19 protein-coding genes are annotated in these 14,862 nt (G+C 43.7%); 3 read left to right on the top strand and 16 right to left on the bottom strand.

What is annotated here, in order from left to right:
• Together P8P30_11135 and P8P30_11130 are read left to right on the top strand one after the other, a co-directional pair.
• Positions 1 to 237: hypothetical protein (locus tag P8P30_11135; GenBank protein ID MDG1288094.1), on the top strand; the 237-nt coding region annotated here is incomplete at its 5' end.
• A gap of 582 nt (positions 238 to 819) precedes the next feature.
• Positions 820 to 1,323: a hypothetical protein gene (locus P8P30_11130; GenBank protein ID MDG1288093.1), complete on the top strand. Its 504-nt coding sequence runs from the start codon at positions 820 to 822 to the stop codon at positions 1,321 to 1,323.
• A 300-nt stretch (positions 1,324 to 1,623) separates the two neighbouring features.
• Here the strand turns inward: P8P30_11130 and P8P30_11125 are convergent, their stop codons facing one another.
• The 8 genes from P8P30_11125 to P8P30_11090 form a co-directional block, all read right to left on the bottom strand.
• Positions 1,624 to 2,505: a zinc ribbon domain-containing protein gene (locus P8P30_11125; protein ID MDG1288092.1), complete on the bottom strand. Its 882-nt coding sequence runs from the start codon at positions 2,503 to 2,505 to the stop codon at positions 1,624 to 1,626.
• Between the two features lie 79 nt (positions 2,506 to 2,584).
• On the bottom strand, positions 2,585 to 2,935 hold the full coding sequence (locus tag P8P30_11120; protein ID MDG1288091.1) for a hypothetical protein: 351 nt from the start codon (positions 2,933 to 2,935) through the stop codon (positions 2,585 to 2,587).
• Positions 2,936 to 2,988: 53 nt separating this feature from the next.
• On the bottom strand, positions 2,989 to 3,339 hold the full coding sequence (locus tag P8P30_11115; protein ID MDG1288090.1) for a hypothetical protein: 351 nt from the start codon (positions 3,337 to 3,339) through the stop codon (positions 2,989 to 2,991).
• 78 nt (positions 3,340 to 3,417) lie between these two features.
• Complete coding sequence (locus P8P30_11110) at positions 3,418 to 3,750, bottom strand: type II toxin-antitoxin system PemK/MazF family toxin (protein MDG1288089.1); 333 nt, start codon at positions 3,748 to 3,750, stop codon at positions 3,418 to 3,420.
• Entirely contained in the window at positions 3,744 to 3,992 is a 249-nt protein-coding gene (locus P8P30_11105) for a hypothetical protein (GenBank protein ID MDG1288088.1), read from the bottom strand. Before P8P30_11105 ends, P8P30_11110 begins: the two co-directional genes overlap by 7 nt.
• A 61-nt stretch (positions 3,993 to 4,053) precedes the next feature.
• Positions 4,054 to 4,305 carry a hypothetical protein gene (locus P8P30_11100; protein MDG1288087.1) on the bottom strand — a complete coding sequence of 84 codons (252 nt, stop codon included), beginning with the start codon at positions 4,303 to 4,305 and terminating at the stop codon, positions 4,054 to 4,056.
• A 55-nt stretch (positions 4,306 to 4,360) separates the two neighbouring features.
• Positions 4,361 to 4,561, bottom strand: coding sequence for a hypothetical protein (locus P8P30_11095; protein ID MDG1288086.1), 201 nt, complete (start codon positions 4,559 to 4,561; stop codon positions 4,361 to 4,363).
• Between the two features lie 22 nt (positions 4,562 to 4,583).
• Positions 4,584 to 5,555, bottom strand: a complete 972-nt coding sequence (locus P8P30_11090; protein MDG1288085.1) for a hypothetical protein — start codon at positions 5,553 to 5,555, stop codon at positions 4,584 to 4,586.
• A 505-nt stretch (positions 5,556 to 6,060) separates the two neighbouring features.
• On the opposite strand from P8P30_11090, the gene P8P30_11085 reads away from it, so the two are divergent.
• Positions 6,061 to 7,002, top strand: a complete 942-nt coding sequence (locus P8P30_11085) for a hypothetical protein (protein ID MDG1288084.1) — start codon at positions 6,061 to 6,063, stop codon at positions 7,000 to 7,002.
• 301 nt (positions 7,003 to 7,303) lie between these two features.
• Here the strand turns inward: P8P30_11085 and P8P30_11080 are convergent, their stop codons facing one another.
• The 8 genes from P8P30_11080 to P8P30_11045 all read right to left on the bottom strand — a co-directional run bounded on the left by P8P30_11080 (position 7,304) and on the right by P8P30_11045 (position 14,652).
• The gene (locus P8P30_11080; protein MDG1288083.1) at positions 7,304 to 8,761 is read right to left on the bottom strand and encodes a relaxase/mobilization nuclease domain-containing protein; all 1,458 of its coding nucleotides are present in this window, start codon (positions 8,759 to 8,761) and stop codon (positions 7,304 to 7,306) included.
• A gap of 2 nt (positions 8,762 to 8,763) precedes the next feature.
• Positions 8,764 to 9,216 (bottom strand): hypothetical protein, encoded by a 453-nt coding sequence (locus tag P8P30_11075; protein MDG1288082.1) that lies wholly within the window; start codon positions 9,214 to 9,216, stop codon positions 8,764 to 8,766.
• A gap of 332 nt (positions 9,217 to 9,548) precedes the next feature.
• Positions 9,549 to 9,746, bottom strand: coding sequence for a hypothetical protein (locus tag P8P30_11070; protein MDG1288081.1), 198 nt, complete (start codon positions 9,744 to 9,746; stop codon positions 9,549 to 9,551).
• A gap of 95 nt (positions 9,747 to 9,841) precedes the next feature.
• On the bottom strand, positions 9,842 to 10,462 hold the full coding sequence (locus P8P30_11065) for a hypothetical protein (protein MDG1288080.1): 621 nt from the start codon (positions 10,460 to 10,462) through the stop codon (positions 9,842 to 9,844).
• Between the two features lie 88 nt (positions 10,463 to 10,550).
• Positions 10,551 to 11,078: a hypothetical protein gene (locus P8P30_11060; protein MDG1288079.1), complete on the bottom strand. Its 528-nt coding sequence runs from the start codon at positions 11,076 to 11,078 to the stop codon at positions 10,551 to 10,553.
• Between the two features lie 249 nt (positions 11,079 to 11,327).
• Positions 11,328 to 11,879 carry a hypothetical protein gene (locus tag P8P30_11055; GenBank protein ID MDG1288078.1) on the bottom strand — a complete coding sequence of 184 codons (552 nt, stop codon included), beginning with the start codon at positions 11,877 to 11,879 and terminating at the stop codon, positions 11,328 to 11,330.
• 72 nt (positions 11,880 to 11,951) lie between these two features.
• Complete coding sequence (locus tag P8P30_11050) at positions 11,952 to 13,952, bottom strand: acetyl/propionyl/methylcrotonyl-CoA carboxylase subunit alpha (GenBank protein MDG1288077.1); 2,001 nt, start codon at positions 13,950 to 13,952, stop codon at positions 11,952 to 11,954.
• Between the two features lie 109 nt (positions 13,953 to 14,061).
• Positions 14,062 to 14,652: a hypothetical protein gene (locus P8P30_11045; GenBank protein MDG1288076.1), complete on the bottom strand. Its 591-nt coding sequence runs from the start codon at positions 14,650 to 14,652 to the stop codon at positions 14,062 to 14,064.
• Positions 14,653 to 14,862 lie beyond the last annotated feature (210 nt).

The raw sequence follows: 14,862 nt of genomic DNA, 5'->3' as shown, positions 1-14,862 counted from the left end.
AAAACACCACAGGATATGGGATTTATTCTAAAAACACAGGTCCCGAATCTAGAAAAACTTGGAATTAAAGTTGATTTGAGCCAACGCAGTGCCAATTCCCGTATAAAAGTTCTAAAAGTAGGAAGCTTTGTTCCTCCTGAGGACTTGCAAAAGAAATGGGGAAGTGAAGCAAATTCTTTTGGTATAGAATCATCTGTAGATAACACTGCGAACGATGATGGGGAGCTACCTTTTTAGCCTTCTGTTGTTACGATACGAATTCAACCTTTTTATCGTCATAACCGTCATTCTGTCACAAAAAGCACTTAACGGCCTCTTCTGAAAGCAAGGATAGAAAAGGAATAGGCGGTGCATTATCTAAGAAATCATCGAATGATACAACAATGACGACTGCTGACAGTTTTTTGCTCACAGTGAGATTATCCAACTGTAGGCAATTCTCTCATATTCGACAAACATAATTTGTAAACTGTACCCATATACCACTCGACACAGGCTTTGTTCCTATTAATCGTGTAGACAATATTATTGAAGAACGCAGGATAGCACAACAGAAAGCGGAAATCGAAGAATTGAAAGCCGAACAGCAAAGACTTGAGGAAGAAAGAGAGCACCGTGAACTTATGGAGCGTACTCGACAGAACTATGGTGAGTTACCTTATTCACTTCCTCCGCATTAATAATTCACAGCTGTCTGCCAAATGGCTACATAAAGCTCTAAAAACTTCATGGAACTGTCATTTTACACAATAGCCTTGCAATGTTACATTGGTGTTAAGGGTCTTTGGGTCGACCAAAAGTGTAAAGAGAGGAATTTTTATGACTAATTGGGCAGAAGAAGTAAGCGGTAAAAGTGGCGGAAAATTGCCAGTAGTTAATAGCAGGCAGCTGTTAAAGGAAATTGACGATGACCTGAAAATAGTGATGCCTTCCAGCGTAGCTGGAGATAATATTACTCTTCATGGTACAGCCAGAGTACTTGAAGAAGCTCTCATAGCAGCAATAGTAGCGGAGAGTTCTGGTGGCTTGGATTTAGATGGTTCAAAACACCACATGGGAGGCTTTAATAAGAAAAGTTTGGTAGATGATATACAAGATAAGCTATTATTGATGGTAGGCTATGATAGAGTATATTCAGAATCTGCCGAACAGATTTCTGACAGGTCAGTTCAACTAACTAGTAACTCTGATTTGGAGATATACAAAAAAACTAATGCACAAGACAAAGAGTTAATTCGTTCTTTTGTCAGTGAAGTTAAAGAGAAGCTTAGAGGAAGAGGCTTTACAATACCAGAACAGGGGCAAAGTGGAGCTGGTTCATAAACCAAAATTTTCTCTGCACCTTAAAATCTGAAATTTTGTGGGGGGCACGTACACCTATACCCATAGTACCCCCACTGGCCCCTGCCGCCCCCTCTCTTGAAGGCTCTGGAGAATAGGTTGCGGGTGTATATTGGTTTGATACTTGATAGCAGAGCCCTCTAAGGTAGAGGATAGAAGATAGCCATAAGCTGAATATGAGAGGTATAGTAGAATGAAAACATACTGACCTGAACCATACCCACATCACTAATGAACCGATTTGCTACGTGACTTTGCTACGATAATGGAGTATAATAAAATCTAAGTTATTGAATAAATTAGCGGCTTGTCAGTGGTGAGTTTTCCTCCCTGACCCACCATTTCGGACTCAAGGGTAGAAAATCCTTCAATAAACGAGAATGGAAGCGCTTTTTGGGCGGTTCTAAAGCCTTGATTTCGGACATATTCTAATTTCTCAGAAAATGCCATCCTCACAACCATCATTTTTTCTTCAAACCCGCCCTGAGACCAGATTGCGTGAGGATTGGATAGGAATAGCATAGCGGTTCTAAATGCCTTGTCAAAACCCATCATAGGAGTGCCTGTTTGGGTGAGTTTCTCAGCCAATAAGAGCTTCTGTTTCTCCAAATTCTCGATACGCTTTTCATAGGCGCTCACCACGCTCATATTAGTGCTGTTGACGATCCTATCCAACAATTGCTCAATCGTGCTGTCAGCGGCTTTTATTTCCTTCTCTACGGACTGTTTGAGTACCTTGCTATTATTCAGGCGCATCTCCCATGCCATACGAAACATCTTGCTGGCGGTGACGATAATATCTTTGGAGGGCTGCATATCGGCGAGAATAGATTCGAACTCACCTTCTAGTACATCACGGCGGATGGACTTGCCATAGCTATCACAGCCTTTCTGGTTACAGAGATAATAAGGATAGTGAGTGTTGCGACCTTTGGCGAAGCAAGCAGTATAAGCACTACCGCAATCGCCACAGGCAACCATACCACGCAAAGGAAACTCCCGATTGGTGTCGATCCGTATCGGTGCTTTGCTGGTTTCTTGGAGTAACTCTTGGTTCTTGAGATAGCTCTCAAACGAAATAAGCGGTTCGTGTTGTCCCTTGATGGGTGCCAAGTTCCAGCGTTTGAGATCGATATAACCTGCATAGATTACGCGACCCAGCATCTCCTTAATGCGTTGATAATGAATCTTGCCGTTCTTCCCCCGTGGGAATTCGGGAAAACGCTCGAAGAATTGACGAAGTTCATTCTGACTTTGGAATCTCTGTGAGGCGAAGCCCTCTAGCCTTGAGTCTATTGGCTACTTCATTCGATTCTAACGCAAGTGGTGAATCGGCGGCATCTTCGAAAGCAGTTTGGATAAGTTTTCCCCAAATTAAATTGGTACTATCAGAATCAAAGCCCTTTTCAACGCAACTCACCATCATGCTCCAGAGGGTTTTTAGCATTGCAATACGCTCTTCTTCGGTAATCTCAAAATTCTTCATATCATCAGGAAAGAGCGATGCGTCAAAAAGCGGAGGTTGATAGCGGTTATCGTTAGCAGGAAGGTTTGAGTGGTTTTCAATTTCAGTAACGGGTGCAGTGTTTTTCATGGCGGTGCCCTTATGATGTTAAGAGTTGAGTGCATAGGATTAACTAACGCTGATTAGTAATCGCGAGACGGAGCAGCACGATCTTGGCCATTCGCCTGCGCCTGTCGCTTATCGCGAAAAGCCTCTCGTGCTTGCGGATCGTGCTGCGGGTTTTGCTGGCGATCATGTTGCTGTAGCTCACTCACACGGTTGTAAGCGTTGCGGGCTAATTCAGAAACTCTGAGCAGATCATCTTTGGAAAAACTATCCGTTCTGCGGTAGTTGCCCTCTTTATCCTTATAGGCACGTGAAAACTGCGTGCTGTAATACGCGCCTTTTTCACCTTCATTTCTCCAAATGTCAGCATTGAGCATTCCATCACGAATATTTTCTGGGCGGTTCTTAGGTTGAGTTTGGTCAGTCATGGTTGCATCTCCTTAGTTTGCAGGGTTAATGCAGTCATTATACCTTATGACAAACCCTGTGACGGGGTATGAGAAGTGTTAGAGCGCGAACATTTCGCCCAAAATAGCAGTAGTTGAAGATTGTGCGGCGGCGCTGATTCGCCCGTCCACCTTATGTAAGCGCTGCTTGGATACCACGCGTAATTGATCGAGCATAATTTGCCCTTTTTTCTTTTTATGCGTGACTGCAATACGAAAAGGCCATTGTTTGAGCGTACTGGTCAGAGGGGCAATGATTATTGTGTGCAGGCCTTTATTCATATTATCGGGAGAAATAACCACACAGGGGCGGGTTTTCTTTACTTCTGCACCGATAGTGGGGTCTAGGTTGATCCAGTAAATGTCAAAGCGCTTTGAATAAGGCGCTACCATGTCCATTCTTCCATAAGCGCATCATCTTCTACACCATCCATAAAGAGTGCTTCTTCTTTTTCTGGCGGGTCTTGCTGGATTGCTTCCATCCAACCTGCACGTGGCTTATCAGAAGCCTGCAAAATAATGCGGCCATTCTTAACCTGTAAATCCACCTTTTCGCCGATACCCGCCTCTTTAAGAGCGCCGGAGGGAATAATGACTCCCTTGGAATTACCAATATCTCTAATCGTTACCTGCATTGCTTCACCTCTTTTAACATTATAACAATGTTATAACAAATAGCGTGTATTTGCAAGGTTTTTATGATCGAGCTTTCTTGTCGATATAGGCTACAACGCGCTTGAAAGATTCTTCAAAGGTGCAGTTTTGCTTTTCCTGATTGCGCTGGGTTAGGTCAACCAGTTCGGCAAGCGTATAGGTGTAAGTGCCAGTGATGAAATCTACCGCTTCCCACATGAGGTTCATGCCTGTCATCACATGCACCGAGCCATCAGGAAGCGGCAATTTGCGAGTTTGGGTTTCAAGGTAGGACTCAACTTGTTTTTCAGTCATAAATGTTTTCATCTATAGAGCGTACAACAGATAGATTCAGCGATGCAAATTTGCCTTAGCGTGAATAGTGAAAGTCGCGCTTGGCAAGGTTCTTCATGCGTTCCAAGCGTTTCTTGATAAAGCCGATGCGACGCTCATTTTCTGCCTCTGCCTTTAAATTCACCGCCCTTGTGACAGAACCGTCTGGCTCCAAATTCTCTGTAAATACAGGTGTGGTACGCTGTTTCTCCCGCAATTCTTTTTCACCCTTCGTCACGGGTGTTTTAGTGCGGCGCTTACTAATCGCGAAATTGCGCTTGATGCAAGTCTCGGTAGTCGAGATATTCTGTTTGAAACGGATTTAAAAAATGATCCGTTTCTGTCCAGAATGTACCTTCGAACCTTTTCTTTCCAGAATTGCCTAAACTAATATCTGGGATGTAAACATCGAAATCCCAAAAACCATCTCGGTTTGCCTGTAAAGTAGCAACTGCTGAGTCGTGCTCACTCTTAATTCTATCGTGAAGTAAGTAAGCGTGATCCCAAAGCGTAAAGCCGTAGTGACCAAATTGACGAGGGTACCATGAATCAAAAGGAATATCCTTCTGAAGCATTGCGAGATAGTCTCTCAACTTCTTGCTATCACGATTTAAAAGTGCGCTTTCGATGCGATTGCGTTCTTCAGCAAGTGCTGATTGCATTTGCTCATGATAAGTTGGGTATTCGCTTATTCTCCAATCTCTTTTACCCCATCGCACAAGTGCAAGGGTAATAGTGTGGAGGCCGCGATTCCCAGCCGTTATGTAAGCGGTATCCAAGCCGAAATAACTGTGAATGAACTCTAAGCTATCCAGAATTGTTTCTGTAAACTCGAATTCAACCTTCACGTTATTCAAATCGGCACGACAGCAATATTCGTTGCCTTCATCATCAATTCCTTCTTTGCGCCCAATGAGCACTTTAGCAGTACCACCATGATGGCGTTTTTCAAGGTACTGTTGACGCTTTCCTTCAAATTCTTTGATGAAGGGTAAAGCAGCGTCCGTGATGAAATTCATAGCGACAAAACCGCCGAGTATTAAGCCACCAAGAAAGATTAACGATGAAACAAAAGCTGATTTGAACAACTTTTTAATAATCACCGCCAATACCAACCCAATAGCCATAATAGCAAGTCCAGGTAATCCAGCTTTGAGAATGTCCCAGACTAAAGCTTGTGAGAGCCCGCCTGTTAAATACTCAAATATTTGTGAATATGATAATTTTTCCATAAAACAAAAAGTGTTTATGGTTAAGTAAAGTCTTACCGTCATTGATCATTTGCGTGGGGAAGAAACCACAAAAAAGTTTATTTTCCAAAACTAGTTTGAGACTAAGAGCAAATAGCTCCGAGCAAAATAACAATACATGAGTAAGTATAAAAATCGCGCTATTATAACATAAGGTGAGAAAAAACCGAATGAGTGAAATGTGACGATTACATGACATTGTCACGGAATTGTCATTTTTATTTAATGCTTAAATTTGTTACAATACTTTGATTTTTTATACCTTTTTAACTTTTAAGAGATATGTACTGCTTATTATTAAGCCACCTGATTTTTAAAATTATAACCCAATATGCCATGGTGGCCATTGCGGGATGTCTATATATAGTGAACTCAAGTTCACCCTCACACACTGAAACTGTTCTCTATCGTGTGTGTTGTACTTTCTAGAGGCAATTATTTTTCTTCTAGAGGCAATTATTTTTCTAATGCTAAAATTTAAATAATTATGGCAACGAAAAAACCATTTCCTTGGAAGACATTTCTTCCTTGGGTTCCAGTGTTTTTGTGGATTGGTGCAGCGGCGCTTTTCCAAAATAGTTGGGAGGTACCGGAAACGGCAAGCCTTCCGTTTAATTTTTTTAAATATTATGGAGTGTTGTTCGCGTTCTATGCAGCAAAACACTATTCTATAAGCATTTGGGTCATGGGAATTATAAGTGTCCTTATGCTTGGTGTAGGGCTCATTGGTGCTATTAGCGGTCGTGAGGATATCAAAGCCATGAAAGGTATTGGCAATATCATTGCAATGATATTTGTCATGTTCATGGGTAGTTATTTTGTTGATCCAAATGGCACTCCAGGCAACGTGATAGACAGAACGCAAGAATCGCTGGAGAGTAATCTTTCAGACGAAAATGTGCGTGGGATGTATAAACCCATTACAGTCCCTCACAACGAGACACTTGCTAAACCTATTGAGGATGCAACGGGAAAGGATTTATCCGATCCTCGTAATCGACAAATCCCCGGATCAGGGCGATGGTTCGTGCCACTTCTCTGGTTCATTGTCTTTTTGATAGTGGGATTAAAGAGTGGTTTTCTTCAATGGCTTGGAGGAACCTTCGGAATTATTTTATTGATTCTCGGATTCTTCTTTTGGGCAATTGATTTTTGGTGGGGCTATGTAAGTGTCGCAGGTGTTTTTGCTCTGTGGATGCTGTATTGGTTCTTTAAAGGCGCTAAAGATGCTGGAGTTTCCGCTCCAAGCTTGGATGCCGATGACGCCAAAGGTATCGGCAAAGCTTTGCTGGTCGTTATCACCTTAGCAGCTCCATTATTGGTGCATGTCTATAGCGAGTATTCGCTTGAAGACTGCTACAAGTGGGGAGCAATCATTGGAGGAACGCTCTTTGCTGTTTGGCTTCTGTTCCTTCGCAAAAAAGAATAAGGTATGTATGCATATCTTATTCAACGAATAAAAAACCACCGTCACCATGGGCGTACCCTTTACGGGTATCGTTCAGGTGGTTTTTTTATGTCATCAAATCGTCATTTTTTTGAAAAACCTAACTGTGTTATACTCATAGGGCATTTTTCTATGAATTTTTCACTATGAAACATTCAGAACTTTTGATCATTTATGATCGCGAATTTGAAATTATCTCTCTTCGAAAAATGCAGAGAGGTTATATTTACTTAATCAAAAACCTACGAAAATGAACAAAATCATTTTTTTATTAGCAATCGGTTTATTCCTTACTTCCTGTGGTGGCGATAAGTCTGTTAAAGACCCTCGCAACAAAGAAAATAGAGAGCAAACTAAGAATGAGGAACTTTCTCTTTTTCCTTCGCTCGACGGTGAAAATGAAGAGAAACAAGTAATTCCTACTGAAAGTGACGCTGCCTTGGCAGACGCTCACATTACCGAAAAGGCGAAAACTGAGAACCTTACCAAAAAAGGCGGAAACTCTACCTCTCGCCAAAAAACACGAATAAGCCCAACAGGGCCTCGTGTAAAACAGATTGGACGAAAAGCCTACCTGCTTCTGCTGATCCAAAGGTTGTTGCTGTTCCTTACGTTTTTCAATAAAATGCCGTTTCCGTTCCTCCTGCATCTGTTCAAGGCTTTGCTGTTCGCGTTTATCACGCTGCAAGGTTTGCTGCTTTTCCAGTTCATTCTGCTGCAAAATTCGTTTGCGCTGACCAGTGATACGATCCAGCAGCCCAAGAAGACCATAGCGAATGCGTTTTAACCGCAATCGTTCTTCTTCTAATTGGCGCAACTTGAGTGCTTGTGCCATTGTCTGCTTTTTCACCGCCTGCTCAGCAAGAAGCCTTTGCTGTTCGGCTTCTGCTAAACGCTCTTTCTCTCGCTTCTCTAGCTCTATCTCCTGCTGGAAAGACTGCATCTTATCCAGCATTTCTTTCGCGTAGAGTGCACGCGTTTCCTCAAATGACGGAAAACTGTCAGGTTCACCCAGCCGCTCAATAAGTTGCTTTGGCTTCACTTTTGCCCATTTTGAGAGTGAGTATGGCTCGCCGTGATGATCGACGGCAACAAAGCCGCGTCGATCCCCACGTGCGAGCTTGTAGCCCCGCTCCTCTAGTGCGTGCGTGAAGGTTGCTTTATTATCCGAAATCGCCCATGCATCTTGTAAATCGGCTTTAACATCACGCGCCTCTTTACCTAAACGCTTCGCCTGCTGCCATTCGGCGAGGGTGTAATTGCGTGGATCAGCGTGTTCTTTATTGGCCAAGCCACGTGGCATTTTCCAGCCATGTTCAAGGTAAAGATTACGCGCAACTTCCTGCATTTTCTGCTTGGAGTAAGAAAGCTGTACCGCCTTCAGTTCCTCCGCATTGATACGTGACCAGACGGTATGGCAATGGCGACGGCCTTCCTTTTCATGAAAGACAATCGCTCTTGGCTGGCCTGTTAGACCTAGCTTCTCTTCAACTCGGCTTATGGCGGCTTCAAATTGCTCATTGCTGACATTAGCCTCTTTGGGAGGATTGAGCGATAATGAAAACAGGTGCTGCTTACATTTCGTCGCACGGCTCATCGCATAGCTTTCATTCAGCGCGCCCATAAGGTTATCAGAACAAAAGCCCCGTATCTCATGCACCTCTACCTGCTCATTTTCTTGTTTGAGCAGGTGAATGGCTAAGTCTTTAGCGTTACCGCGTTGATTACCGACAAGGATCATGGCTAGTCCTGCGCCTTAATGCCAAGCGCAGTAATCAACATGCGCCGAATATCGGCAATATCGTGACAAGCCTGCTGTAGTGCAGTTTCTGTTTCAGGTTTGAGCTTTACGTGACCGCTTTCGATCAAGTTCAGCATTCCATTGATGACAGTGAAGATTCCCAGCTTCGCCAATTTCCCCAATATCTGCGCTAGGAGTTGCTTCTTGCGCAAAGTACTACCAGCTGGAAGCGGTGCAGCCAGATTATCATTCGCGCAAAAGAGTCGCTGCTTGATGAAGGTGCTGACCGGAAGCTTTCCAGCCATCTTCACCAGTAATTCATGCTGATCTTTCGTTACCCGAATAGAGAGCGGCGGGATACGTTTACGCTTCTGTGGCTTTGCATCTTGCTGTGTGGCGCTAGCCGCAAAATTCGCCCGAAATTGATTATCATTAGATGCAGAGGAAACACTCATGGCGACGGCTCCTTCAAATCATTCAGAAGCTTCGGATCAACGTTTTTCAGTTGCTCATTCCAGCCTGCTAACGTATTGAATAATTGGTTCGAGGATAATCCGTTCTCGTCCACCATTCTTCTCGTAAGTCGTTGTGAAACAAATATTCACACATTCTTTCAATAGCTGTTTTGTTAAACTGCTACGAAAGTCTGCTACGATGGCACTCCAAACTAATCTTTTAAGACGCAATGGAACCTACTATTGCCGTTTCTATGTTCCTACAGAGCTTCAATCAGAGCTTGGTAAGAAGGAAATATGGCGATATGGAGTCTATATCAGGTTTTGTAGATTCATTGGTAAAGGCCGTACTTTTCTTGCAATTGTAGCTTTAGTTCTGCTGGTGGCTCATCCCCCCAGCCTGAATGGTGTGTAATGCCATAATCTGAGAGTGTAAGGGGGGTATCTTCGTAGAACCTTTTTTCAAATAATATACGTTTATTAGAGGCGACCTCAAATACATACCATGCGGATTTACCTAAAAGTTTCATCTTTAGGGCATAAATTAGCGCATTTTTCTTTGAGACCTTTGCAGCAAAGCTTTTTGAAGTGCTCGTGGGGGGGGCATGTTGGAGTTCATCTGTTTTTAGCGCCCAGAACTACTGACTTCAACTCCCAGGCCGGTAGTTTCCATTGCCATGCCACTTCGACCGGTAATATCATCAGGAGGGGTATCTAAAGAAGCTTGCCTAGCCTTGGAAATCCAGTTTTCTGAAATCTGATCAATCTCATCGCCTAGGGTCCGATGATCAACTGTTTCCAAATGCCTGGTGAAGTCCAAATGACTGTCCATATAGGTCTGGGTTTCCTCTAGAATATTCATTGTATCTATAATTCTTGCATGTGTTGCAAGATTTTCGGCAGGAAAGTCGCCAACTACCTGTTCAGCATGGCGCATGCTATCATTAAGGGAAAAGAGACCTTCGGTTCCCATCACACTCTCTGAATAGTTTTTCTCATCCTCTTGTTTTTGTATCAAAGCTGCCAAGTGCACTATCGTATTTTCTCGCGAGACATTGCTTTCCTCAGCTGTTAGGAAGTTTTGATAGGCTTTGGTATAATGCTCGATATCTACGTGGGGCCTTCCATATGCATCACCATTGAATTCCCCCTCATTATAACGATTATTATAATAGTCATCAAATGCCATATAATTTTCATATGCTTCATCTGTGCGTAAAAATTTAGGGATACGATCATCTATCATTGTACTACTCTCCTTGTTTTATAGAAGTATTATTACACATTTATGTTACGAAACTATTAAGGCGCTCTAGGCACTTAAGAGTCTTGCATCAATATGCAATACAATCCACATCGCCAGATAGCCTCTGGTAGCACGCTGTTTTATGAGTGGCATCAAACGTGAAGGGCTGGCCTGTAATAGGGTTTTTGAGGGTACTCGGGTCCGCTAGGAACGCAGGCAAACCTGCTGTGGCAATACTTTTAGCTTTGGCGGTAACGAGCACTTTAAGAAGCGTGCTAAAGGCAACATAATTGTGACGACTCTCTAGCAGCACCTCTCCAACGTAGACCCCCTCAAGCACCAATCCACCTACGAGATTATCCCAGTTTCTCATTATTGTTTTAGAAAGCGACTTATCTTTTGGCACATAAACATCCGCAAATTTCTCGCGGTGACTTAGGTATTGATGGGCAGGTTGCTGTGACAGTTTGATCAAATCTATCGCGTATTGATAATAGTCATTACGTGTTTTATTGGAGCGATAGAAGAAAAAGTTCTGGAAACTTACATTCCCTAATTTAGCCGTTTTATCGAGTATTTCGTAAATGGAAATTTCTGCTTCAAGCGTGACGGGCAAATTAAATCCGTCTTTTCCAAAAGCAGGAGCAGAGAGCGTATGGGTGAGTTAATCGTAATATTTTTGCGCCAAAATTGGCTTAGCCTTTATGAGTTTAGGTAAAGCGTACAGATTTATTTTTTGCAGGGCCATAAAAACCGCTTTATCCACGAGGGTGCTTTTTTGTGTCATGGCTCGATTAAGAAATCTCATATTTAGAAGCCACTCTACGAGCGCTAATTCAGCCTTATCCTCCCGATGAGCGCATTCCTATGCTGCCACCTGCAACGTATTTAGATCAATGAGCAGGTTCAGTTCAGGTTGAATCCCAGAAAGTAAATGATTCTCATAATAGCGATATTGGTAGAGTGATTTATAACGACCCAGTAAAGCTTCATTCAGTTTAACTTGGTGCTTCACCTGCTTACATTCGATGCATTGGCTATTGTTTGTTGTGTTTGAGGAGGGGCATATAGTGGGTTCACTTATATTAAGTGAAATGGGATAAGGCTCTTTATAGGTTAGTGCACCCTTGGGAGGAGGCGCATCATCAGTCAGCAAAATGAGATCAATTCTTGCCCTCTCAAGGTTACTCTGTTTACGCTTGCTACCAAACGCATGAACATCTTTTCCGGCAGGGGCGATAAGTCCGGCGATAGCAATCATGCCATTCTTTTGATCCTCCACGAGTTCGAGTGGCTTGGAAAACAGCGTATGAAATTCAGGATGCAATGCCTCATCACGCGTAATGTAGATAAATAGAGCGCCGACAAGGATTGGAATCCCTAACCCACCCAGAATGCGTTTCAATAGTGTAGCCATGCTAGGATGATAGCAAGCCATGCTTGATAAGTCAGGTGTAAATTCAATCCGTGACGCGGCGTATCGCCTAACTTAATCTTCCATAAAGGTGATCATGACTTGATCTGCCTGAACCGATTCATTTTCACTCACAAGAATCTCTTTAATCGTCACATCGCGCTCAGCATGGATTACATTTTCCATCTTCATGGCTTCGACCACGATCAGCTCCTGACCAGCTTTGATCTCTTCACCTTCTTCCACGGGGATAGAAAGGACGAGTCCAGCAATGGGAGCGGGAAGTTCATTCGCATTCTCAGAGCTGTTCACTTCCGGCATGTATTTCGCTAATTCCGCTGTCCGGCTCGTATGCACGCTAACATTGGCATCAGCGCCAGCATGGATCAGGCGGTAACCATCCGAACGATATTGCAGGTGTACGCTGACCGGTTCGCCATTAATGCTACCTTGGAACAGGCGGTTGCCGAGTTCGTAAGAGCTACGTACGACAATATGCTCGTTTTGCAGGGCGACATCATAGCCGAATTCTTTTTCCTTTACCCGCACCGGGAACTGCTTGTCGCCAACGCTGACGACCCAGCTAGAGCCAAGGTAACGTTTGCGGCCATCAATTTGCTGCGAAGTGCTAGCGGCCCGTTTATTATGCTCCAAGAACAGGTAAACCGCCGAGCCAATAAAGATACGCGTATGTTGATCGGTAATGGTAGCGCCGGAGAATCCTTCCGGATATTCCTGCTCAATAAAGTTGGTGGAGATATTACCCGTACGGAAGCGTTCATGGCTGTAAACCGCTTGCATAAAGTCCATATTGGTCGTCACGCCGTGAATCACATAAGCGCCGAGCGCCTTTTGCATTGCATCAATCGCTTTGTCGCGTGTTTGGGCATGGGTGCAGACTTTGGCGATCATCGGATCATAATACATGCTGACTTCGCCGCCTTCATAAACGCCACTATCGACGATCACGCGGCTGCCTTCTGGCTCCTGATAGCGAGTGACACGACCTGTAGAGGGCAGGAAGCCTCGTTTTGGATCTTCGGCATAGACACGGCTTTCAAACGCCCAGCCATGTAGCTTCACATCATCTTGTGTCAGTTCGAGTTTCTCGCCTGCAGCGATTTTAATCATCTGCTCGACCAAATCGATATTGGTGACGAGCTCGGTCACGCGATGCTCAACTTGCAGGCGTGTATTCATTTCTAGAAAGGCAAAAGTGCCATCTTGGTCCACGATATATTCGACCGTACCTGCGCTGCAATAATCGACCGCTTTTGCGAGCGCAACCGATTGATCTTGCATCGTTTGTCGTATTTCCTCATCAAGGAAAGAACTGGGAGCTTCTTCAATAATTTTCTGGTGACGGCGTTGGATAGAGCATTCGCGCTCACCCAATGCGATGCAGTTACCATGGGTATCGGCCAAGACTTGAATTTCAATATGGCGGGGATTTTCGAAGAATTTCTCGATGAAAACGCGGCTATCAGCAAAACTAGACAACGCTTCAGAGGCTGAAGATTTTAACCCATCGACGAGTTCTTTATCGTTACGCGCCACGCGCATTCCCTTGCCACCACCACCGGCAGCAGCTTTAATCATCACTGGAAAGCCGATTTCTTCAACAATCGCTTTGGCCTCTTCCAGTGTTTCAATTTCGCCTTCTGAACCCGGAACGATGCTTACGCCCGCATCTTTTGCCAGTTTTTTAGACTCAATTTTATCGCCCATAATCTTAATGGCGTGTGATTCTGGACCAATAAAGGTCGCGCCGGCCTTTTTCACTGCGGCGCTAAAGTCACGATTTTCTGACAGGAAACCATAGCCCGGATGCACGGCATCGGCGCCGGTTTTCTCAATCGCGCGGATCAGTGCCGGCACGTTCAAATAACTCTTCGAGCTAGGTGCAGGGCCAAGGTAGACGGCTTCGTCCGCCTGCTTCACGTGTAGGGCGTTGCTATCAGCCTCCGAATAAACGGCGACCGTCTTGATACCCATCTTGCGACAAGTATCCATAATACGAACCGCGATTTCGCCACGGTTAGCTATCAAAATCTTTTTAAACATTGAGCGGTTTATACAGGGGCAAGTTCAAAGGTGCAACAATTAGGAGCACATACCCTTAAAACCACAAAAACTGTACCGACTTTCAGTCAATACAGTTCTTGGGTTTTAGGTTAAAAAATAATTATTCTTCAATCCTGAATTCTTCAGGATCGAGCTTGCCCTCAAATATTGTGCCTGTGGGCACTCTTTGAGAATCAACTTGAAAAATTTCCACTTCGGAATTGAACTCGCCCTGCCAGTTGAGCGAAAGTTTCAAGAAAATTCCTACGTTTGCCTCATTATAAGCACGAATGCTGTAGATTGGCGAAAAGTGATTTCGAAGAAAAACCATGTTTAAAGCCTTGGCTTCTGCGATATGGTATTTCTTTTCATCGTAGGTAAACGATGCTTCGCCTTTTAAGTTGTAGTTGTTTACTAGCTTTTCCCATTTTTGGGCATAAGCTTTGTATGCACCGTCTTTGATTTCTTGAGACAAAGGCACCAAGCTCTTAATGGTGACTTTTCCTGTAACTTTTTTGCCATTTTCTAACACGATGGCTTGAAGGCCATAGGATGTTGTCTGCGAATAGACTTCATCGATGTTATTTAGTTCGTGGGTTAGGACAATAGTCTTAAGTCCACTTTTTCCCTCATATGTCCAGTCTCCCCATTTTTCATGGGTGCAGGAGTTGATGGTGAAGGTGTCTTCTCCGTGCTCGGTTTCAAATTTCACCTCATCTCCTATTTTTAAGGGGGGAGTAAAAGGTGCATTTGAACAGTTAGAAAAGCAGAAAATCACGAGGAATAATAATAGGTTTTGCATAATTTTAGGGGCTGACACCTAACATTTAAATTGTTAGGAGTTATTGATGTATATAAAGCATTGTAAGTTATCGAGAAATAAGCAGTTAGAGTTGATAAAATATTTCATTGCGGGTTCTAC

This window comes from Rickettsiales bacterium (genome assembly GCA_029252805.1).
Classification (GTDB): domain Bacteria; phylum Pseudomonadota; class Alphaproteobacteria; order Rickettsiales; family JALZUV01; genus JALZUV01.
This window is presented reverse-complemented; position numbering and strand designations above follow the sequence as displayed.